Source organism: Vulcanithermus mediatlanticus, assembly GCF_055385885.1.
The window spans coordinates 678,005-698,523 of the sequence record NZ_AP042385.1; the positions used below are offsets into that span (position 1 = coordinate 678,005).

19 protein-coding genes are annotated in these 20,519 nt (G+C 69.1%); 4 read left to right on the forward strand and 15 right to left on the reverse strand.

From position 1 onward, the window contains the following. Position 1: 1 nt before the first annotated feature. The 3 genes from ACZ5BT_RS04415 to ACZ5BT_RS04425 form a co-directional block, all read right to left on the reverse strand. Positions 2-2,506 carry a heavy metal translocating P-type ATPase gene (locus ACZ5BT_RS04415; protein ID WP_464885405.1) on the reverse strand — a complete coding sequence of 835 codons (2,505 nt, stop codon included), beginning with the start codon at positions 2,504-2,506 and terminating at the stop codon, positions 2-4. A gap of 247 nt (positions 2,507-2,753) precedes the next feature. Continuing rightward, entirely contained in the window at positions 2,754-3,050 is a 297-nt protein-coding gene (locus ACZ5BT_RS04420; RefSeq protein WP_464885406.1) for a metal-sensitive transcriptional regulator, read from the reverse strand. After that, positions 3,043-3,249: a CopZ family metallochaperone gene (locus ACZ5BT_RS04425; RefSeq protein ID WP_464885407.1), complete on the reverse strand. Its 207-nt coding sequence runs from the start codon at positions 3,247-3,249 to the stop codon at positions 3,043-3,045. The genes ACZ5BT_RS04420 and ACZ5BT_RS04425 overlap by 8 nt, the downstream gene beginning before the upstream one ends. A 107-nt stretch (positions 3,250-3,356) precedes the next feature. On the opposite strand from ACZ5BT_RS04425, the gene ACZ5BT_RS04430 reads away from it, so the two are divergent. After that, complete coding sequence (locus ACZ5BT_RS04430) at positions 3,357-3,515, forward strand: hypothetical protein (protein WP_464885408.1); 159 nt, start codon at positions 3,357-3,359, stop codon at positions 3,513-3,515. A 66-nt stretch (positions 3,516-3,581) separates the two neighbouring features. Here ACZ5BT_RS04430 and ACZ5BT_RS04435 read toward each other — a convergent pair whose 3' ends face one another. Continuing rightward, positions 3,582-3,737, reverse strand: coding sequence for a hypothetical protein (locus ACZ5BT_RS04435; RefSeq protein WP_464885409.1), 156 nt, complete (start codon positions 3,735-3,737; stop codon positions 3,582-3,584). Positions 3,738-3,869: 132 nt separating this feature from the next. On the opposite strand from ACZ5BT_RS04435, the gene ACZ5BT_RS04440 reads away from it, so the two are divergent. After that, the gene (locus ACZ5BT_RS04440; protein WP_464885410.1) at positions 3,870-5,831 is read left to right on the forward strand and encodes a thioredoxin domain-containing protein; all 1,962 of its coding nucleotides are present in this window, start codon (positions 3,870-3,872) and stop codon (positions 5,829-5,831) included. A 69-nt stretch (positions 5,832-5,900) separates the two neighbouring features. On the opposite strand, the gene ACZ5BT_RS04445 is transcribed toward ACZ5BT_RS04440, so the two are convergent. Genes ACZ5BT_RS04445 through ACZ5BT_RS04495 form a run of 11 tightly spaced genes read right to left on the reverse strand, consistent with a single transcriptional unit; the run spans position 5,901 to position 17,021 of the window. Beyond that, positions 5,901-6,872, reverse strand: coding sequence for an SIS domain-containing protein (locus ACZ5BT_RS04445; protein ID WP_464885411.1), 972 nt, complete (start codon positions 6,870-6,872; stop codon positions 5,901-5,903). Next, a complete protein-coding gene (nagA, locus tag ACZ5BT_RS04450; protein ID WP_464885412.1) occupies positions 6,832-7,929 on the reverse strand; it encodes an N-acetylglucosamine-6-phosphate deacetylase in 1,098 nt (365 codons plus the stop codon). Before nagA ends, ACZ5BT_RS04445 begins: the two co-directional genes overlap by 41 nt. 22 nt (positions 7,930-7,951) lie before the next feature. After that, complete coding sequence (locus tag ACZ5BT_RS04455) at positions 7,952-8,683, reverse strand: GntR family transcriptional regulator (protein WP_464885413.1); 732 nt, start codon at positions 8,681-8,683, stop codon at positions 7,952-7,954. 47 nt (positions 8,684-8,730) lie between these two features. Next, positions 8,731-9,435, reverse strand: a complete 705-nt coding sequence (locus ACZ5BT_RS04460) for a gamma-glutamyl-gamma-aminobutyrate hydrolase family protein (protein ID WP_464885414.1) — start codon at positions 9,433-9,435, stop codon at positions 8,731-8,733. A 25-nt stretch (positions 9,436-9,460) separates the two neighbouring features. Next, positions 9,461-11,038, reverse strand: coding sequence for an AMP-binding protein (locus tag ACZ5BT_RS04465; protein WP_464885415.1), 1,578 nt, complete (start codon positions 11,036-11,038; stop codon positions 9,461-9,463). Next, a complete protein-coding gene (locus ACZ5BT_RS04470) occupies positions 11,031-12,638 on the reverse strand; it encodes an acyl-CoA dehydrogenase family protein (protein ID WP_464885416.1) in 1,608 nt (535 codons plus the stop codon). Before ACZ5BT_RS04470 ends, ACZ5BT_RS04465 begins: the two co-directional genes overlap by 8 nt. A gap of 26 nt (positions 12,639-12,664) precedes the next feature. After that, positions 12,665-13,051: a MerR family DNA-binding protein gene (locus ACZ5BT_RS04475; protein WP_464885417.1), complete on the reverse strand. Its 387-nt coding sequence runs from the start codon at positions 13,049-13,051 to the stop codon at positions 12,665-12,667. A gap of 36 nt (positions 13,052-13,087) precedes the next feature. Continuing rightward, entirely contained in the window at positions 13,088-13,957 is an 870-nt protein-coding gene (locus ACZ5BT_RS04480; RefSeq protein WP_464885418.1) for a CoA transferase, read from the reverse strand. Then, entirely contained in the window at positions 13,954-14,718 is a 765-nt protein-coding gene (locus tag ACZ5BT_RS04485; protein ID WP_464885419.1) for an SDR family NAD(P)-dependent oxidoreductase, read from the reverse strand. Before ACZ5BT_RS04485 ends, ACZ5BT_RS04480 begins: the two co-directional genes overlap by 4 nt. Positions 14,719-14,727: 9 nt before the next feature. Continuing rightward, positions 14,728-15,882, reverse strand: coding sequence for a thiolase family protein (locus tag ACZ5BT_RS04490; protein WP_464885420.1), 1,155 nt, complete (start codon positions 15,880-15,882; stop codon positions 14,728-14,730). Next, entirely contained in the window at positions 15,879-17,021 is a 1,143-nt protein-coding gene (locus ACZ5BT_RS04495; RefSeq protein ID WP_464885421.1) for an acyl-CoA dehydrogenase family protein, read from the reverse strand. The genes ACZ5BT_RS04490 and ACZ5BT_RS04495 overlap by 4 nt, the downstream gene beginning before the upstream one ends. A gap of 90 nt (positions 17,022-17,111) precedes the next feature. Between ACZ5BT_RS04495 and lysA the strand changes: the two genes are divergently transcribed. Beyond that, positions 17,112-18,287: a diaminopimelate decarboxylase gene (gene lysA / locus ACZ5BT_RS04500; protein WP_464885422.1), complete on the forward strand. Its 1,176-nt coding sequence runs from the start codon at positions 17,112-17,114 to the stop codon at positions 18,285-18,287. A 4-nt stretch (positions 18,288-18,291) separates the two neighbouring features. Next, positions 18,292-20,514: a vWA domain-containing protein gene (locus ACZ5BT_RS04505; protein ID WP_464885423.1), complete on the forward strand. Its 2,223-nt coding sequence runs from the start codon at positions 18,292-18,294 to the stop codon at positions 20,512-20,514. Positions 20,515-20,519 lie beyond the last annotated feature (5 nt).

Below are 20,519 nucleotides of genomic sequence, written 5' to 3' on the forward strand. Positions count from 1 at the left end.
CTCACGCCACCGCCGGCCGCAGCTCGTCGGCCTTCTCGTGCTCATGGGCGATCAGCGGGCGGAAACGGCGCAGGCGCAGCGAGTTGGTGAGTACGAAGATGCTGGAGAAGCTCATCGCCGCCGCGGCGAAGACCGGGTTGAGCAGGATGCCGAAGAAGGGGTAGAGCACGCCGGCGGCCACCGGGATCAGCGCCGTGTTGTAGGCGTAGGCCCAGAAGAAGTTCATGACGATGTTCCGGAAGGTCGCCTTGGAGAGCGCCACCGCGTTCACGATCCCGCGGAGGTCGCCCGCCATCAGGATGACGTCGCCGGCCTCGATGGCGATGTCGGTCCCGGTGCCGATGGCGATCCCCACGTCGGCCTGGGCCAGCGCCGGCGCGTCGTTGATCCCGTCGCCGACGAAGGCCACCTTCTTGCCCTCGGCCTGTAGGCGCTTGACCTCCTCCGCCTTCTGATCGGGCAGCACCTCGGCCAGGACCCGCTCGATGCCCACCTGGCGGGCGATCGCCTCGGCGGTCCGGCGGTTGTCGCCGGTCAGCATGGCGACCTCGATGCCCATCGACTTGAGCGCGGCGATCGCCTCGGCGCTGCCTTCCTTCAAGGGGTCGGCGACCGCGATCACCGCGAGCAGCTTGCCGTCCACCGCGGCGTAGATCGGGGTCTTGGCCTGGTCGGAGAGCTCGCCCACCAACGCCTCGGTGCCGGCGATGTCGATGCCGAGCTGCTTCATGTAGCGGTCAGCGCCGACGTAGACGGTGCGCCCCTCGATCTCGGCCTTGAGGCCGAACCCGGGAATCGCCTCGAACGAGCTGACCTCAGGGAGCGTGATCCCCCGCGCCTCGGCGGCGTGACGGATGGCCTCGGCGATGGGGTGCTCGCTCTTTTGCTCGGCGGCGGCGACCAACCTGAGCGCTTCCTCCTCGCTAAACCCGCTTTGCGGGCGCAAATCGGTGAGCTCGGGCCGCCCCTTGGTCAGGGTACCGGTCTTGTCGAGGACCACGGTCTTGATCTTGCCGAGCATCTCAAGCGCGGTGCCCTTCCGGAAGAGGATGCCCATCTCGGCGCCCTTGCCGGTGCCGACCATGATGGACGTGGGCGTGGCCAGACCCATGGCGCAGGGGCAGGCGATGAGCAGCACGCTCACCGCGGTCACGAAGGCGAAGGTCAGTTGCGGGCTCGGGCCGTAGATGTACCAAACGGCGAAGGTGATCGCGGCGATGACGAGCACGACGGGGACGAACACGCCCGCGATCTTGTCGGCGAGCTGCTGGATGGGCGGCTTTTGGCTCTGGGCCTCCTCGACCATGCGGATAATCTGGCTCAGCACGGTGTCGGCGCCGACGCGGGTGGCCTTAAAGACGAAGGACCCGGTTTTGTTGACCGTGCCCCCAACCACCTCGTCGCCGGGCTGCTTGGCCACCGGAACCGGCTCACCGGTGATCATCGACTCGTCGACGTAGGACTCACCCTCGGTGACCTCGCCGTCCACCGGGATCCGCTCGCCGGGGCGCACCACCACCAGATCGCCGGGCACCACCGCTTCGATGGGGAGCTCGACTTCTTTCCCGTCGCGCAGGACCCGCGCGGTTTTGGCCTGGAGTTGCATCAGCTTCTTGATGGCCTCCGAGGTCCGTCCCTTGGCCACGAGTTCTAGGTACTTACCCAGTAGGATCAACGTCACGATGACGCCCGCCGCCTCAAAGTAAGTGCTAGCGGTTCCTTCGGGGAAGATCTCGGGGACCAGGATGGCGAGCAGCGAATAGAGATAGGCGGCGCTGGTACCGATCATGACCAGCGAGTTCATGCCCGGAGCCCGGTGCTTGAGCTCGGCCCAGCCCACGCGGAAAAAGCGCCAGCCGGCCTTGAACATCACCGGGGTCACCAACGCGAACTCGATCCAGCGCCAGATGGTCTCGGGCAGGAGCGCCTGCATCCACTGTTTGAGGAAGAACGAATCGGGCGCGTAAGGGGTCATGGCGATGATGACCAAAGGTACGGTCAGCACCGCCGCCAGGGTGATGTCCTTGCGCAACGTCTGAAGCTCTTTAGCCCTAGCTTCGGCTTCGGGGTCGCCCCCGCCCGATTCGGCGACCTCGAGGGGCTCATATCCGGCTTCCTTAATGGCCGCCTTCATGCGCGCCAGGCTGACCACCTCGGGGAGGTAACGCACGGTCGCCCGCTCGGTGGCCAGGTTGACCGTGGCCTCCACCACGCCCGGGAGCTTTTTGAGGGCCTTTTCCACCCGGGTCACGCAGGACGCGCAGGTCATGCCTGCGATGGGGATCTCGGTGCTCTGGAGCACCGGCTCGTAGCCGGCCTCCTTAATGGCCCCCAGGATATCGTCGAGGCTGGCCTTTTCCGGGTCGTAGGTCACGGTGGCCTTTTCCGTGGCCAGGTTGACGGTGGCTTCCACCACCCCGTTCTGTTTTTTCAGGGCTTTTTCCACCCTGGTCACACAGCTGGCGCAGGTCATTCCCTGAACGCCTACGGTGATTTGCTGCGTCATTCTCTTCTCGCCTCCTTCCTACCCCCCCCTGGGGGGGTGGGTTATCTGAAGCTTAGCACACCTCTACCACCCGTGCAATCCCCTTCCCGGTATACCCCCAAGACCCATACTGCACCAAATGGCCGCCGCACCCAAACGGGTGCGGCGCGAAAGGAAGGAAAGGGGTGATTGAGGTCAGGCACAGCCTGACGTGCCCGTGCCCCTGGCACGCGACCGGAAATTCAGGCCGTCTCCATAACCCGACGGGCTAGCGGTATTTGAGGACCTCCATGAGCTCCTCGACCACCCGGTCCACGTCGCCCCGGTCCTTGGCCGTGGCCACGTGGTCCCGGAGGTGGCTTTTGAGCACCAGCTCGCCCACCTTATTCAGAGCCCCCTGGACCGCCTTGATCTGCTTCAGAACATCGACGCAGTAGCTTTGGTCCTCGTAGAGCATGCGCAGGATGCCCTCGATGTGGCCCTTGGTGGAGAGCAAGCGCCGCCGCGCTTCCTCGCGGGTCTTTGGATCCAGGTGCAGATGGTTACGGTCAGCAACCTCAGGCATCTGCCGGCTTGGCCTCGTAGCCTTCCTCGCGGATGGCCTCGATCAGGGCATCCAGGTTGGGGTTGCCCTCAACGAGTGCCTCTCCGCGCTCGAGAGACACTTCCACCACGCGCTCGACGCCAGGAACACCTTTCAGGGCCTTGGTCACCGCCATCACGCAGTGGTCGCAGGTCATGCCGTCCACTTTGAGCTTAATCAATTCACTCACCTCCTTCGGCTTACCCCCCCCTCGGGGGGTGGGTACTTCCAGCTTAGCACCCCTTCCCAAAAGGCGCAACTCTCCGGGAACGTGAATAGAGTAAGGTCATGGCCAAGACCCTCTTCATTCTGAGCGATCCACCCTACGGGACCGAGCGCACCTACAACGCCCTGCGCCTGGCCATCTCGCTCGCCCGGCGCGAGGGGGAAGGTGACGAGCTGGTCGAAGGTGCCCGCCGGAGCACGCTCTCCGAACACACCGACTGAATCCGGTGGGCCGACCGGGTCCTGGTGTTCTAAGCGTAGAGTCCGGCCTCGCAGCCATCGCCGTGCTCACGAAAGCAAAACCGCTTCACGCCAGAGCCTCCAGCCGCGAGTGCTGTAGGGGGAACCGGCGTCTCCCGGGCCGGGCGCGACCACCAAAGTAAGCGCCACGAGCTTTCCAAGCACCGTACCGATGCAGGCCTGGTCCTCGTTGGCCTTTTGCATTCGGGCCGCCGCCCTGGCCAAAGCCAGGCCAGGGTTACTGCTTCTCCCCCAGCTCAGGCCGGGCTTTGTGCCCTCGCTCCCTTCCCGCCGGGCCGTACCCGGCTACCCTCGGGGAAAGCGTCTGGAGGTCCGATGAACCGACTCGCCAAGGAAACCTCGCCCTACCTTCTCCAGCACGCCGAAAACCCGGTGGACTGGTACCCCTGGGGGGACGAGGCCTTCGAAAAAGCGGCGCGCGAAAACAAGCCGATGTTTCTCTCGGTCGGCTACGCCACCTGCTACTGGTGCCACGTGATGGCGAAGGAGAGTTTTGCCGACCCGGGGATCGCGTCGATCCTGAACCGCCACTTCGTCCCGGTCAAGGTGGACCGCGAGGAACGCCCGGACATCGACCAGCTCTACATGCGCGCCTACCAGCGAATGAGCGGCGGCGCCGGCGGCTGGCCCCTGAGCCTCTTCCTGACCCCGGAGGGCCGGCCCTTTTTCGGTGGCACCTACTTTCCCAAAGAACGCCGCGGGGGTCTGCCGGGATTCGGGGAGGTGCTCCTCGCCGTGGCCCGGGCCTGGGACGAGAACGAGGGAAAACTCCGCGCCGAGGCCGAGCGGATCGCGACCGGCCTTGCCCCGAGCTTTTCGGTAGCCACCGAAGGCAGGCTCGAGGCCATAGTGCACACCCGGGTCCTGGAAGGCCTCCGTCACGCCTTCGACCCCCAAAACGGCGGTTTTGGCCTGGCCCCCAAGTTTCCCCAGGCGCCCATCCTCGCCTACCTGGTCCGCCGGGCCTGGCTGGGCGAGGGCGAGGCCCGGAGCATGCTGGAAAAGACGCTCGAGGCGATGGCCGCTGGGGGCATCTACGACCAGCTCGGGGGCGGGTTCCACCGCTACAGCGTCGACGCCTTCTGGCAGGTGCCCCACTTCGAAAAAATGCTCTACGACAACGCCCAGCTGGCCTGGATCTACCTCGCCGCCTGGCGGCTCACGCAAAACGCCCGCTTCCGCACCGTCGCCGAGGAAACCCTGGATTTCCTGCTGCGCGAGATGCGGGGCGAGCAAGGCGGGTTTTACTCCGCCCTGGACGCCGGCGAGCCGGGAGCGGAAGGCGCGTTTTACGTCTGGAGCTGGGATGAGTGGACGGCGGCACTCGGAGAGGCGGCCGAACCCGCCGCCGCCGTCTTTGGCGTGCGAAAGGAAGGCAACTGGGAAGACGGGAAAAACGTCCTTTGGCGTCGCGGCGAGCCCCGGCCCGGGTGGCGACGGAAGCTTCTCCGGCGCCGGGACCAAAGGCCGCGTCCGGCGGTCGACACCAAGGTCCTCGCCGACTGGAACGGGCTGGCCCTTTTCGCCCTGGCCGAGGCCGGCCGGCTCCTCTCCCGGCCCGACTACCTCGAGGCCGCCGAGAAGACGGCGCGCTTTTTGCTCGAAACCTTGAGGCGCGATGGACTCATCCGCCACGCCTGGCGGGCGGGGCGGCTCCGCGAGGAAGCCTACCTCGCCGACCAGGCGGCGGTGGGCCTCGGGCTCCTCGCCCTCCACCACGCCACCGGGAAGCTCGCCTGGCTCGAGGCGGCGGGGGCGCTCGCCGGGGCGGCCATGCGGTTTTACGATGACCGCGACGGGCGTTTTTACGACGCCCTGCACGCGACGCCCCTCGGCCGGCCATCCGATCCGATCGACGGCGCCTACCCCTCGGGCAGCGCGCTCGCCGCCGAACTCCTGTTGCGGCTGGCGCCGGTTTTTGACCGGCCGGCGTGGGAGGGGGCGGCGCGGCGGGCGCTGAAGGGGCTCGAGGCCGCGATCGCGCAAAGCCCTCTCGGGTTTGGCGCCCAGGCGGGGGCCCACCTCTTCGGCCTCGAGGGCACCGAGCTTGTGCTGGTCCTGCCCACCCAGTCGCTCGAGCCCGCCATCCGCCACGGATTCTTCCCGCTCACGGCCACGGTTTTCGGCCCGGAAGCGGCGCTCCCGGTGCTCAGGGACCGAGCCCCCGGGAAGGCCTACCTCTGCCGGTCCGGCGCCTGCCGACTGCCCGCCGAAGACTGGCCGGGTCTGCTCGCCGAGTTCCGGGCGCTCTACCCCTCGATGCCGGAGGAACCGTAGGCGCTCGCCCTTGATCCCGGCCGGAGAGCGTCAGCGCTGGCGGGGGAAGGCGCCGGTCGCCGGCTATCCTCAGCGATCGCCACCGCCCCCCGCCGCCAGGCGTGAAAGCTGCCGGAACGAGGCCCGGGCCAGCAGCAGCGGCGCGGCCCAGGGATGCGGCGCTTTGGGCAGCGAGACGCTCTGACCGGGGCCGGACTCGGCCGAGGCGAAGACGAGGGTTGCCCCCTTTCGAGCCGCCGCCTCGGCCCAATCGCGCACCTGCGGATACCCCTCGTCCTCCGGCGCGAGAACCAAGACCGGGCCCCGCCCAAACGAGGGGGGTTCCTCGGCAATGGCGCGCGCCTCGGCAAAGCGCCCAAGGCCCCGCGCCATGCCGCGGGCCACGGCTTCGGCGGCGGCCACCCCCGGGCCGAGCGAGACCACGACGACCCGATCCGCTTCCGAAAAGAGTTCGAGGAACGCGGGCCACTCGAGGTTCCCGGCCCGATCAAGCGCCTCGGGCAGGGCCTCGATCGCCCGCTGCATCTCCGGCGCCTGGCGCCAATAGGCCAGGAACTGAAAGATCACCGCCGATTCGGCGAGAAAGCGGGCCAAAAGGCCGTCGTCCTCCTCGAGGAAAAGCACGAAGAGCGCGTCGACCGCCCGGGAAAGCGGCGAGGCCTCGTCCGCGGCCAGCCCCACGGTGAGCGCCCCCTGGTCCCGGGCGGTGCCCACGAGCGCCACCGACCCGGGCCGCGGGTCGAAGAAAAGGCCCAGCGACCCGGCCAGAGCCGGTTGCATCCGGTAGACCTGGGTCCAGGCCGGCTCCAAAGGAGCGAGCGGCAGCCCGAGCGCCACCCCCAGGAGGTGGCGGGCGTAGGTCAGACCGGGACCCGCGACCCCCGGCGAGACCGAAAAGGCGAACCCAGGCCGGCGCCTGGCCAGAAACCGCCCGAGCGAACGGGCCTCTTCGCGATTTTCCTTCAAGATGCGCTCGACCCTCGCTGCCACCTCGGGCGCCTCAAGCGTCTTCGTGCGGGAAGACCCTTCTTCCTTCGACATAGACCTCCTCCACCGTGAGCGACACGTCCATGACCACCACGTCGGCGCGCCGGCCGGGGGCGAGCGTGCCCCGGTCGGCGAGTCCAAGGTACAAAGCGGGCACCCGGGAGAGCATGGCGACGGCATCCGTAAGCGCCACCCCGAAGGCCACCAGGTTGCCAAGGGCTCGGTCCATGGTCAGGGTGCTCCCCGCCAGCGTGCCGTCTGGGAGCCGGACCGCGTCACCCCGCTTTTGCCCCCGCTGCCGCCCAAGCGCGTACCACCCGTCGGGCATCCCGGCGGCGGCCACCGCGTCGGTGACCGCGTAGAGCCCGGGGATGCGCTCGCGCGCGAGCCGGATGGCTTCGGGGGCCACGTGGAGGCCGTCGGCGATGATCTCGGCGAAGCCGCCCCGAAGGAGCGCCGCCATCGCCGCCCCGGGCGCGCGGTGGGAAAGGCCCGACATGGCGTTGTAGAGGTGGGTAAACCCGGCGGCGCCGGCCTCGAGGGCCGCCACGGCCGCCTCATAGGTGGCGTCGGTGTGGCCGATCTGCACCCGGATCCCCTCCCTCGCCAGCTGGCGGATGATCGCCAGGGCCCCGGGGAGTTCCGGCGCCAGGGTCACCACCCGGATGCGGGCCAGCGCCAGCAGCGAGGCCATCTCATCGGGGTCGGGATGGCGAGCGTGCGGCGGCTGGGCCCCGAGCTTCTTGGGGTTCAGGTAGGGGCCCTCGAGGTGTGCCCCCAAAACCCGGGCCTCACCCGGTCCCGGCCGGACCCGCACCGCCTCGATGCCCAAAAGCGCCGATCGCAGCTCGGCCTCCGGCGCGCACACGGTGGTTGGGAGCAGCGCCGTGGTGCCGTGGGCGGCGTGAAATCGGGCCAGGCGCCGGACCGCAGCCTCGCCCTGCATGGCGTCGGCGCCGCCGCCCCCGTGGACGTGGAGGTCGATGAAGCCGGGAAGGATATAGCGCTCCGGCGCGGGACCGGGCACAAATCCGGCCACCCGCCGCGAAAAACAGAGCCGGCCCGGCAAAAAGCCCCGGGGGGTGAGCACCTGGCCGCTGAGACACTTCACGGCGCCGCCCCAACGCCCCGGCTCAGGTCGCCCGGAGCTCGGCGATGAAGTCGTAGCGATCGCCCCGGTAGTGGGCCCGGGTAAACTCCAGCGGCGTCCCTCCGGGGAGGTAGCTCACGCGCTCGATGTAGAGGAGGGCGCTGCCGGTGGGGATGCCAAGCAGCGAGGCCTCCCGCTTCCCCGCGGACACCGCCCGCAGCCGCTCAAGCGCCCACTCCGGACTGTACCCCCGGGCCTTGAGCGCCGCGTAAAGCGACTCCTCGATCCCCTCGGGATCGGGGAAAAAGCGGACCGGAATCACGGCGTGCTCGATCGCCATCGGCAGCCGATCCGCTGTGCGGACCCGCAGCAGCCGCACCACCGCCTCCCCCGGCTCCAGCGAGAGCGCGATCGCCTCCTCGGGGGTGGCCGTGCCCCGCTCGCGGCGCAACCACCTCGAGGCCGGCGTCATCCCCCGCTGTCGCATATCCTCGGAGAATCCGGTGAGCACCGAGAGCGGCCGCTGCACCCGGCTGGCCACGAAGGTTCCCGAACCGTGCCGGCGCACGAGCATGCCGCCGGAAACCAGCTCGTCCAGAGCCCGCCGAACCGTCAGACGGGAAACCCCAAGCCGCTTGGCGAGCTCCCGCTCCGAGGGCAGGGCCTGGCCCTCGCGGAGCTTGCCCTGGCGGATGAGTTCTTCAATCCGCCCCTTGAGTTGGAGGTAGAGGGGAGTCGTGCAATTGGGATCGAGCGTTAGGCCTTCGAGCGACACCCACTACCTTACCAATGCCAAACCACTTGTCACCAGGGACGGGCGACCTAAGCAGACCCGGCCGCTTCAACCAGGGCGGCGAAAAGGCCCCAGTGCTCGGGCAGGAGTTCGGGGTGCCACTGGATGAGGAGGTAAAAGGGGTGATCCCCAAGCTGCGCGGCCTCCAAAACCCCATCCGGGGCCTCGGCGAGTGCCACGAAGCCCTCCGGCAGGGCCTTGATCGCCTGGTGATGGTAGGAGTTGACCCTGAACCGATCGCCAAAAAGCGCGGTCAAAACGCCTGCCCTCATCGCCCGCACCGAGTGAGCCAGCGCCGGCGGGGGTGAATCTTGCCGGTGCTGGAGGTCGCGAAACCCGGCCCGGGCCAGGTCCTGATAGAGCGTGCCGCCGAGCGCGACCGCGGCCACCTGCGCCCCGCGGCAGATGCCGAGGAGGGGCAGGCCGTGCTCGGCGGCCCAGCGGGCAATGAAGACCTCCTGGGCATCCCGCGGCGGCACCACCTCGCCGAGCTCGGGCACGGGCTCCTCGCCGAAATAGGCGGGGTCGATGTCGCTGCCGCCGGTGAGGATCACCGCATCCAGACGGGAGAGCACCGCCTCGAGCTTGGGCTCATCCATGGGGGGAAGCACCACCGGCACCGCCCCCGCGGCCTTCACGGCCTCGAGGTAGGGCTCGAGCACGCCCCAGATCCGGGCCGGCATCTGCCGGCGTGGATCGATCCGGGGCTGGGCGGAAAGTCCGATGACTCGCACGAGGACTACGTTACCTCGAAAGCGCTTACTCCGTCAGACCGAGCGCCTTTTTGAGCGCCGTCTTGTGCAGCTTGCCGGCGCTGGTGAGGGGGATTTTCCCGACGAACTCGAAGCGGTCGGGGATCCACCAGCGTGCGATGCGCCCCTCGGCGACCTTCTCCTGCAAGAATGCCCGCAAGGCGGCTTCGTCGAGGGACCGCCCCGGACGCACCTCGACCACCGCCAAGGGCCGCTCGCCCCAGCGGGCATCGGGCATGGCCAACACCGCGACCTGGGCCACGGCGGGGTGTTCGGAGAGCGCGGCCTCGAGCAGGGCCGAGGGGATCCACTCGCCGCCGGACTTCACCGCGTCCTTCTCCCGATCCACGACGTAGAGGGCACCGTCTTCGCGGACCACCGCCAGGTCCCCGCTGGCAAACCACCCGCCTCGGTAGCTCGCCTGGGTGCGGTCGGGGTCGTTGAAATAGCCTTCGGGCGGCAACCAGGGGCTTTGCACCCGCACCTCGCCAATGGTGCGGCCGTCCCGCGGGACGGGTTGACCGTCTTTGCCCAGCACCTCGACCTCGGCAAGCGGCACCGGGAAAACCCAGGTGGCGAGCTCGGCGCGGGCCGCGTCGCTCTCCGGGTCCACGCCCTCTGGCAGCGCGGCGATGGCGGTGGCCAGCTGGTCGGAGCCGCCGTAGATCAGGCTGTGGCGCACCCCCCTGGCCCAGGCCCGGGCCGAAAGGCCCCTGGGCAGGGGGCTGCCGCCGGTCAGCACCTTGAGGGGAAGACGCCGCTCGCCGGCGGCCTCGAGCAGCATGTGCAGCTGGGTGGGGACCATGTTCAGCCAGGTGACCCCCTCGCGCTCGATCAAACCGAGCTGCGCTTCCGGCGTGGCCCGCTCAAAAAGGACGAGTTTTGCCCCCAGGTAAGGCACGAAGAAGGCCGTGCCCCAGGCGTGAATGTGGAAGAAGGGGATCAGGGGCATGAAGACGTCGTGGGCATGGGCCTCGGCCCCGCCCCGGTTGAGCGCCAGGTGGTGCAGGATGGAGAGCGAGGCCATGATGATGTCCTGGTGCCGGTAACGCATGCCCTTGGGACGCCCGGTGGTGCCGGTGGTGTAGAAGATGGTGTAGATGTCGGTTTCGTGAACCTGACGTGCCGAATCGGGTTCCTGGGGCTTTCCCGCCTCGAGCAGCTCGCTGTAGCTCAGCTCCCCATCGGGCACCGTACCCTCGTCGAGCCACACCCAGTTCTTGACCCGCCCCTTAAGCGGTGCCGCCGCCTCGGCGAAGCCGGTCCAGACCATGAGCCACTCGTCGCCGGCGTGCTCGATGGTGTAGGCGAGGTCGGCGGGCGGGAGGCGGAAGTTTAAGGGGTGAATCACCGCGCCGAGGAGCGACAGGGCGAAGTGGAGCTCAAAAAAGCGGTGGCTGTTGAGGTCGAGCACCCCCACCACCGTGCCCCGGCCCACCCCCCGGGCGGCAAGGGCGTCGGCGAGCCTCAGGGCGCGGTCGTGGACCTCGGCGTAGCCAAAGCGACGCGCCCCGCTCACCACCAGCTGATCCGGGGCCTGCCGCGCCGCCCGGCCGAGGATCTCGTGGGCCACCAGCCTACGCATGGCCCACCCCCTGGGCGAACACCTCCGGCGTCTTGAGGGCCCATTCGGGGTAGGGCTCGCCGGCGAGGAAGCGGCGGGCGTAGAGCCGCGCCAGCAAGCGGTAACGCTCGCCCGCGGTACGCGAAAGGTCGAAGAGGAGCGCCACCGTCGCCGCGTCGGCCAGCCGCGTGGCCGCGGCCTTGGCCGTCCACTGGGCCGCCTCGAAATCCAGGCTCGCAAGGCGCTTTAAGGTCTCTTCCACAGACGCTTTCGCCAGCGTTGCTTCCTCGTCCGGCACCCCGGCGAGCCAGCGGGCAAACTCGGCCAGAAACGGCTCGTGGGCCTGCTTTTTCTGCATGGCCTCGAGCATATCGAGCGCCTGCACGTTGCTCGGCCCCTCCCAGATGGGCGTGATCAGGGCCTCGCGATGCCAGCGGGCCACGGCATACTCCTCCAAAAACCCGAGCCCCCCAAAGAGTTCCATGGCCAGCCGGGTGATCGCGGCCGCGTGGTCGGCGGTGCGGTTTTTGGCCAGGTGCGAGAGGAAGCGGGCGTAGTGGTAGTTCGCGCTGTAGGGCGGCCGCTCGTTCCAGGCGCGGTCAAAGGCCTCGACGGCGGCGAACGCCAGCGCCAGCCCCCCGGCCTGGCGCACCGCGATGTCGGTGAGGTCGTAGCGAATGAGGGGCAGCTCGGCGAGCTTTTTGCCAAACGCGCGCCTGGCCTCGACGCGAAACCGGGCTTCAAGGCGGGCCTTGGCGGCGATGCCCATGGCTGCCACCGCGTTCGCCAGCCGGGAGACGGTGAGGTTTTCCAGGGTGTAGTAGATCCCCTTTTCCGCCTCGCCGATGAGGTAGGCCTCGGTGTTTTCGAACTCGACCTCCCCCGAGGGCACGGCGCGGGTGCCGCTTTTGTCCTTGTAACGGCGGACCTTATAGTTCAGCTCACCCCGGCTGTTGATCCGGGGCACCAAAAAGAGCGCGAGCCCTTTCGGTCCCTCGGGCGCCCCCTCGGGCCGGGCGGTGGCGATGGCCACGTCGGCGAGGCCGGCACCGGAAGCGAAGTATTTATCGCCCCCGGAAAGAATCCACGCATCTCCGGCCCGGCGGGCCACGGTGCGATTCGCCCCCAGGTCGCTGCCCCCCTGGATCTCGGTCATCCAGGTGGCGCCAAAGGCCCCGCCGTAGAGCAGGCGGTCCCTCCATTCGGCGTGCTCGGGCGCGTACTTGTGGATGGCGTAGGCCACCTGGTGGGTGATGGTCAGGATGCAGTAAAAGCCGGGGTCGGCGAGCAGATACCCGAGCGCGTAGTGGTGGTGCCAGCTCCCCCCTTCATAGGGCGGGCGGACGATGGGCCGAAGGGCCTCGAGCAGGGGACGCTGGATCGGGGAGAGCCGGGCCCGGTCCACCCGGTTGCCGTCGAGGTCGTGCATGACCAGCACCGGGTGGCCCTCGTGGTCCACGTGGTAGGCCGCTTCGTAGACCTCGGTGCCCATCCGCAGTCCCCAGCGATCGAGCTCGGGCCGGTGCTCGGCGAAACCCTTCCAGTGGTGCGAGAGCACCGCCTGCAGGTCCTCGTCGAGCTGGAAGTGGTTCTTGCCGTAGGCGTAAGAGATATGTTCCATTGCCGCCTCCTCCAAAAAAAGCCGGCCTAGGCTTCCCGCAAAAGCCGGCGGATTTCCTCGGCGCGCTCCAAAAGCTCCAGTCGCATGGCCTCGAGCTCGGCGATCTGGGCCTCGATCTCCTTGAGCTTCGCCTCGCCCATCCTCAAAACACGCTCCAGCTGGGCCTTCCCCCCTTCCTCGGGGTCGTAAAGCGCCAGGATCTCCCGGATCTCTTCCAGGCTGAACCCGAGCCGGCGTCCGCGGAGGATGAGCCTGAGGCGCACCCGGTCGCCCTCGCTGTAGATTCGTCGCTGGCCGCGGCGCTTGGGCGAGAGGAGCCCGACCTCCTCGTAATAACGGATCGTCCTCGGGGTCACGTCGAACGCCTCGACCAAGTCACCGATGGTATAGGTCCGCTTTTGCCGTTCGGGCATGATTTGCCCCAGAATACTCTCCCCTTTACGTAAACGTCAATACTCACGCCAGGGTAAGCGGACCCCCCGCGCCTCGTAGTCGCGCACCGCGGCGATCGGAAGGTCGTGGGCTTGGGCCCAGGCCTCCCACTCGGCCCGGGGCTTTTTCGCGAAGAAGGCCCGCAACTCGAGGAAGCTCGGGTTGGTCGCCTCGGCCGGGGAAAAGGCGGCCCCCGCCAGGTGAGGCTTGCCCGCCGCCTGGCAAAAGCGGCGCCAGAGGTGCGGCTCGAGCGCGGCGAGCGCCACCGCTCCATCGGCGGCGGGGTAGGTGGCGTAGCAGAGCACCCGGCCGTCGAGGAAGGGGAGCTTTGGATAAGCGAAGATTTCCGCCGCCTCCGAAAGGTAGACCTCGAAAAAGCCCCCGCCCCGGCGAAGGCCCTCGAGCGCCGCCAGCGCCGCCCACATCGCCCCGCCCACGTCGGCGAGCTGCAGCGAGCGCCAGGCCTCGCCGAAATGGTCCAAAAGGCCGGCGTGGGCCAGGTAGGTGAGGTCGTGGCCGGGCGCCCGCCGGAGCTCGGGCTCCCGGAACCCGGCGATGCGCACGTAGACCAGGTTGGGATTGACCGCGCGGAGCGCCTCCGGCCCCACCCCAAGCCGCTCCATGACCCCGGGGCGGTTGGTCTCGAAGAGCACCGCCGCCTCCCTGGCGAGCGCAAAAAGGCGGTCTTTGCCCTCGAGGGTCTTCAGATCCAGGGTGACGGTCTCCTTGCCCTCGTTCAACCAGGCGTAGGTTTGGGGCTGGAACTCGGCCATCAGATCGCCGCTCGGGGGCAGGAGGCGGAGCACGCGAAAGCCGAGCATCCCGAGCACCCTCGAGGCCATCGGCCCCGGGAGGAGCCGGGTGAGGTCGAGCACCAACGGTTTCACGTGGGACCCATCCTGAGCGCCCCGTCGAGCCGGAGGGTGGTGCCGTTGAGCATGGGATTTTCCACGATGTGCTCGACCAGGGCCGCGTATTCCTCGGGGCGGCCAAGCCGCCTGGGGAAGGGAACCTGCTCGGCCAGGGACGCCTTCGCCGCCTCGGGGAGCGCCCCGAGCATGGGGGTGTCGAAGATGCCTGGGGCGATGCCCACCACCCGGATCCCGTGGCGGGCGAGCTCCCGGGCCGCGGGCAGGACGAGGGCGCTGACCCCGCCCTTGGAGGCGCTGTAGGCGGCCTGACCGATCTGCCCCTCGAAGGCGGCCACCGAGGCGGTGACCACGATGACCCCTCGCTCGCCGTCCTGGTCGGGCTCGTTGGACGCCATGGCCGCCGCCGCCAGCCGCAGGGCGTTGAAGGTGCCGAGGAGGTTGACCTCGAGGACCTGCCGGAAGAGCGCCAGGGGGTGCGGTCCCGCCTGGCCGAGGATTTTCCTGGCCACGCCGATGCCCGCCGCCGCCACCAGGAGCGAGAGCGGCCCCAGCTTCGTGGCCGCCGCCACCGCCGCTTGCATCGCCGCTTCGTCGGTGACGTCGGTCCGGACGAAGACCGCCCGCCCCCCACTCGCATCTTCCAGATTCCGCCCCGCCGCTTCGTTCACGTCGGCGATGACGACCCAGGCCCCCTTGGCCAGAAGGCGCCGCACCGTCGCCGCACCGAGCCCCGAGGCGCCGCCGGTTACGATGACGCTCTTGCCCTCGATCTTCATACGCCCTCCTCAAATCCGCTCGATCACCGTGGCTGTGGCCATGCCGTGGCCGATGCACATCACCTGGAGCCCGAACTGCCCGTCGCGGCGCTCCAGCTCGTAAAGCAGCTTGGTCATCAAAACCGCCCCGGTGGCCCCCAGGGGGTGGCCGTGGGCGATGGCGCCGCCGAGGGGGTTCACCCTTTCCATGTCCGGATTGAATTCGCGCGCCCAGGCGAGCACCACGCTGGCAAACGCCTCGTTGATCTCGATCACATCGATATCCCCAAGGCTAAGGTTCGCGCGCTCGAGCGCCTTTTTCGTGGCCGGGATCACCTCCAAAAGCTGCAGCGTGGGATCGCCGGCCACCACCACCCGGGCCAAAAAGCGGGCCCGGGGCACGAACCCGTCGGCGATCGCCGCCTCGCGTTCGGCGATGAGCAGGGCCGCCGCTCCGTCCGAGATCTGGCTGCTACTCGCCGCCGTCACCACCCCGTCCTCGCGAAACGCCGGCGGCAGGGCCTGCATCCTGGCGAGATCGGGCTGGAAACGGATCCCTTCGTCCACCTCGAGCAGGAAGGGGCGGCCTTCGGCATCGGTGCCCTCGATGGGCGCGATCTGAGACCGGAAGTACCCGGCTTCGGTGGCGCGCGCGGCCCTTTTGTGGCTTTCAAAGCTGTAGGCGTCGAGCTCCTGACGTGAAATCTGGTAGCGCTCGGCGATGCGCTCCGCTGATTCGCCCTGGTGCACGATCTCGTATTTTTTGTGGAGGTCGGGGTTCAGTTTTTCGAAGCCGCCGCCGATGTCGCTGAACATCGGCACCCGGGTCATCGACTCGACCCCGCCCGCGATCAGGTAACGCGCGTCCCCGGCTGCCACCGCCTGGGCGGCGAAGTGGATCGCCTGCTGGCTGGAGCCGCACATGCGGTCGAGGCTCACCGCCGGCACCGTCTGGGGGAGCTCGGAGAGCAAGACCGCAAGCCGCCCCACGTTGGCCCCCTGCTCCCCGGCCTGGGTTACGCAGCCGGTGATGACGTCCTCGACCAGCGCCGGCGCGATACCGCTCTTTCGTACCAGGGCGTCGAGGACGTGGGCGTAGAGGGCATCGGGCCGCACTTCCCTGAGCGCGCCGCCGCGCTTGCCGATCGGCGTGCGCACTGCCTCCAGGATCACCGCTTCCTTCACCGCTCCACCTCCTTCATAAGCTCCCGCACCATCACCAGGCGCTGGATCTCGGATGTGCCCTCGTAGATCGGGAACACCTTGGCGTCGCGATAGAGCTTGGCCACCGGGTAGTCCTCGCTGTAGCCGTAGCCGCCGAAGATCTGCACCGCCTCCCCCGAGGCCCACACCGCCACCTCGGCGGCAAAGGCCTTGGCGTAGGCGGCCTCGAGGGTATTCCGCACCCCGCGCGCCGCCTTCCAGGCCGCCTCCCGGGTCAAAAGCCGCGCCGCGGCCAGGCGCATGCCCATCTCGGCGAGTTTGAACCCCACCGCCTGGTGCTCAAAGAGCTTCTTGCCAAAACTCTCGCGGGCACCGGCATACCGCCGGGCTTCATCCAGCGCCCGCCGGGCGAGCCCGGTGGCGAGGGCCGCGACCATCGGCCGCGAGCGGTCGAAGACCCGCATGGCGATGGAAAATCCCTCGCCCTCTTCGCCCAGCCGGGCCGAAAGGGGAAGCTCGACGTCGTCGAAGGTGACCTCGGCCGCGGGCGAGGCCTTCTGGCCGAGTTTGGCCAGCGGCGGCCCGACCTCGACCCCTTTGGCCTCGCGCTCGACCAGGAAGGCACTGATGCCCCGATGCCCGCGCCCGGGGTCGGTCTTGGCGAAGACCACGAAGAAGGAGGCCTCGGTGGCGTGGCTGATCCAGGTCTTTTGGCCCCGCAAAACGTAAGTGCGCCCCTGCCTGAAGGCGCGGGTTTGGATGGCGGCGGCGTCCGACCCGGCGCCGGGTTCGGTCAGGGCGTAGCTCGCGACCTCGCGTGCGAGTCTCGGTAGATAGCGGCGCTTTTGGGCCTCGCTCCCGCCGATGAGGATGGCGTCGGCGACCAGGTTGTTGAGCAAAATGGCCACCGCGATGCCCGCGCATCCCCAGCCGAGGGCCTCGGCCACCAGGGCCAGATCCAGGGTATCGAGCCCGGGCCCGCCGTAAGCCTCGGGCACGATCAGGTGGGTGAAGCCGAGCCCCCGCGCCGCCTCGACGATGGGGTAGGGGTACTCGGCCCGGCGGTCATAGGCCGCGGCCTGGGGGGCGATCTCTTCACGGGCAAAACGCTCGGCCAAAGCCATGACCGCGGCCTGCTGGTCATTCAGGAGAAACTCCACTGTCCCCTCCGAAAATCTTGACTCGGTCCAAGCTTATCGCAACCCCGCCCCGGCGCCAAGTCCCAAAGCGACCTGGGGTATGGTGAACCCGTGCTCAGGCCCGCCTTCCTCGAGGCCCTCAAACGCTTTGCCCCCACCCGGGAAACGCCCTTTTACGCCTACGACGCCGGAGCCATCGCCGAGGCGGCGAAGCGCCTTCTGCGCGCCTTTGGTCGGGTTCGCTTCCTCTACGCCATAAAGGCCAACCCCAGCCTCGGCATTCTGCGCCTTCTCAAGGGGCACGGCTTCGGCGCCGAGGCGGTGTCGGTGGGGGAGGTGCTCCGCGCCTGGCGGGCCGGCTTTTCTCGCGAGGAAGTCCTCTTGAACGGGCCGGTGAAGACCGACAGGGCGCTCGAAACCTTGGCCCCGCTCGGTGCGCCGCGGCTCGGCATCGACAGCTTCGCCGACCTTCTTCGGGTGGCCCGGCACCTCCCCGGGGCCGAGGTCCTCATCCGCGTCAACCCCGACCTCCCCGTCCGTACCCACCCCAGCCTGGCCACCGGCCGGGGAGACAGCCAGTTCGGATTTTTGCCCGAGGACCTCCCCCGGGCCCTGGCCGAGGCGAAAGCGGCCGGGCTTCGGGTGCTCGGACTCCACCTGCACCTCGGCTCGTCCCTCAACGACCCCCGCGATTTCGCCGAGGGGTACCGGCGGCTCTACGCCCTCGCCAGCGAGCTCGGCCCCTTTGCCGTCGTCGACCTCGGCGGGGGGTTCGGGCTGGACCTCGAGGTGGAACGGCTCGCCCCCCTCGTCGAACCGTTCTTCCAGGTCGCGTCCGAGGTCTGGCTCGAACCGGGGCGTTTTTTGGTGGCCCGGGCCGGGGTGCTCGTGGCCCGGGTCTGGGGCGAAAAGCGAACCCGCCGGCGCTACCTGCTCCTCGACGCCGGGATGGCGCAGTTTTTGCGACCGGCGCTCTACGGGGCCACTCCGCCCATCGTGCCGCTCTATGAGGGCCGGGAAAAAGCCACCTTCGACCTCGCCGGCCCGGCTTGCGAGTCGGGGGATGTGATCGCGCGCGAGGTTCGCCTTGCCATCCCCAGCGAGGGGGACCTGATCGCCATCGGCGAGGCTGGCGCCTACGGAAGCGCCATGAGCAGTAACTATCTCGACACCCCAAGGCCCGCCGCCTACCTCTTCGACGGCCGGTGCTTTCGCCCGCTCTTACGCGCCGAAGAGGCGCCCGAACTCTGGAGGCGCGAAGAAATCGCCGGCGGCTGCGTAGACTGAGGGCGTGCTCCACCCCTGGGTGCTCGTTCTGCTCGCCGCGGTGCCCCTGATCAGGGGGAACCTCCGCCGGCTGACGGTGGCGCTTTTGATCCTGGCCGCGGCCGGCGTCCGGCTGCCCCTGGCGCCAGGGCTCACGGTGGTGATGCTGGACCAAAGCCCATCGGCAGCGGAAGGGACCCGGGCCGCCCTCAGCGAGCTCGATATTCAGGGGCCGGTGCGTTACCTGGCCTTCGCCGAACAGGCGAGCTGGGTGCAAAACCCCTTTTCCAGGGCGCCGCTCGGCGAGGCCACCAACTTCCCCCGGGCCCTCCAAGCCGCCCTCGAGGCCAACCCCGATCGCATCCTGCTCATCTCCGACGGCCTTTTCCCGACCGCTCCGAGCTCGGTGCCGATCGACGCTTATCCCGTTGAACCCGCCCCCCGGGTCGCGATCACGGGCCTGATCACACCCCCGTTCCCCACCGAAGGCGAGTTGATCGAGGTGCGGGCCCTGGTCGAGGTCAGCCGGCCCACCGAGGCCGAACTGACGTTCACGGTCAACGGCCAGACCACCACCGACCGCCGAAGCATGCCCAAAGGACGCACCGGCTTCGGGCACCGCTTCGTCCTCGAGGGCCCCACCCGGATCACGGTGCGCCTCAAAACGCCGCTGGGCAGCGACCAAAAGAGCACCACCATCACCCCGGTCGGCAAAGCCGAGGTCCTGGTCATCGGCGACCCCGCCGCCGCCAAATACCTCCAGGCCCAGGGGTTTTCGGTCCTGACCGAGGCCGCCCTTCCGGAAAAGCTCCCGCGGGTGGTGGTCATCGGGGCCAGCAGTGAAGGGCTCGGCGCCAGGGCGCCCGAACGGCTGAAGCGCTTTTTGGAAGACGGCGGCGGTCTCCTCTTCACCGCCACCCCCAAGGGGCTTTTCTTCGGCGACTGGCACCGCGTCTTTGAAGATCTGCCGGTAGAACCGAAGCCCGGGGAAGGCGCGGCCTTCGTGCTGGTGATCGACACCTCGGGCTCGATGCAGGGCAACAAGCTCGACCGCGCGGTGGAGGGCGCCCTGCGCGCGGTCAACGCCGCCCGCGAGGCCGACCGGCTTGGGGTCATCGCCTTCGCGTCGAGCCCCCGCTGGCTTCTCACCCCCCGCCCCATGACCTACCGCGCCAAGCGCGAAGCCGAGGTCCGCCTCAAAGCCCTGGCCGCCGGCGGCGGCACCAATCTGCCCCCGGCCCTGGCCACGGCCATCGAGTCGCTCAAACCGGTGAAGGCCACCAAGAAGTGGGTGCTGGTGATCAGCGACGGCGCCACCGAAGGCCAGGCCCAGGCGCTAACGCTGGCCCGACAGGCGAGCGGCGAAGGCATCGTGGTCCACACCCTGGCCCTCGGTGCCGACGCCGACCGCGCCTTCTTGAAAAGGCTGGCCGGTCGGGGTGGGGGTCGCTACCTCGAGGCCAAGGACCCGAGCGTCCTCGCCGGCCTCATCGAGGCCGAGGCGAAAAAGGCGTTCGCCACCGAGAGCCTCTTCGGCCGCTACCCGCTCACCCTCCTCCCCCACCCCGTCACCCGGGCTCTGACGCCGCCCCCGCCGGCGCGGGTGCTCCTCCCCGCCACCCGAAAGCCCTGGGCCAAGACCGTGATCCAAAGCGGGGACCTGGCGGTTTTGGCCCTCGGCGAGCGAAGCTACGGGCGGGTGGCGGCGCTCACCACCGATCTCGGCCAGAGCCTCCAGGACTGGCCCGACACCCCCCGGCTGCTGGCCAACCTGGTGCGCTGGCTTGCCGATACCCCAGCCCGGCCCCGCTACCGGCTGGTGGGGGAGACCCTGGTGGTCGAGGGCCGCTTCGACGCCCCGCCCCGGGCACGGATCGCGGGCAAGACCTACCCCCTGGCCCCGGTGGCCCCGTTTCGCTACGAACTCCGCCTCCCGGAAAACACCGGCGGCGACGCGGTGGTCCTCGAGGGCGCCCGGGTTCGCTTCCGCGTGCCCCTGGCCCGCGACCCCGAGTGGCCGGCCACCGACGGCCGGGCGAACCTCGCGGCCCTGGCCAAGGCGAGCGGCGGCCGGCTGCTCGAGGCCCCCCGCCTCGGACCGCCGCCGAAACGACCGTTCGACCTCTCGCCCATCCTCGCCGCGCTCGCGATCCTAACGCTCCTTCTTGAACGCTTTCTCATCTGGCGGGCCGGCGACCGGCGGCCGGCCTCAGCCGGCGCTCATCGAAGCCCAAAAGCCAGGGAGTAGGATGG

Excerpts from the sequence above, each read along its gene's own strand:
- ACZ5BT_RS04415 (WP_464885405.1), bottom strand. The coding sequence starts at position 2,506 with ATGACGCAGCAAATCACCGTAGGCGTTCAGGGAATGACCTGCGCCAGC.
- ACZ5BT_RS04420 (WP_464885406.1), bottom strand. The coding sequence starts at position 3,050 with ATGCCTGAGGTTGCTGACCGTAACCATCTGCACCTGGATCCAAAGACC.
- ACZ5BT_RS04430 (WP_464885408.1), top strand. The coding sequence starts at position 3,357 with ATGGCCAAGACCCTCTTCATTCTGAGCGATCCACCCTACGGGACCGAG.
- ACZ5BT_RS04435 (WP_464885409.1), bottom strand. The coding sequence starts at position 3,737 with ATGCAAAAGGCCAACGAGGACCAGGCCTGCATCGGTACGGTGCTTGGA.
- ACZ5BT_RS04440 (WP_464885410.1), top strand. The coding sequence starts at position 3,870 with ATGAACCGACTCGCCAAGGAAACCTCGCCCTACCTTCTCCAGCACGCC.
- ACZ5BT_RS04445 (WP_464885411.1), bottom strand. The coding sequence starts at position 6,872 with ATGTCGAAGGAAGAAGGGTCTTCCCGCACGAAGACGCTTGAGGCGCCC.
- ACZ5BT_RS04465 (WP_464885415.1), bottom strand. The coding sequence starts at position 11,038 with ATGCGTAGGCTGGTGGCCCACGAGATCCTCGGCCGGGCGGCGCGGCAG.
- ACZ5BT_RS04470 (WP_464885416.1), bottom strand. The coding sequence starts at position 12,638 with ATGGAACATATCTCTTACGCCTACGGCAAGAACCACTTCCAGCTCGAC.
- ACZ5BT_RS04475 (WP_464885417.1), bottom strand. The coding sequence starts at position 13,051 with ATGCCCGAACGGCAAAAGCGGACCTATACCATCGGTGACTTGGTCGAG.
- ACZ5BT_RS04485 (WP_464885419.1), bottom strand. The coding sequence starts at position 14,718 with ATGAAGATCGAGGGCAAGAGCGTCATCGTAACCGGCGGCGCCTCGGGG.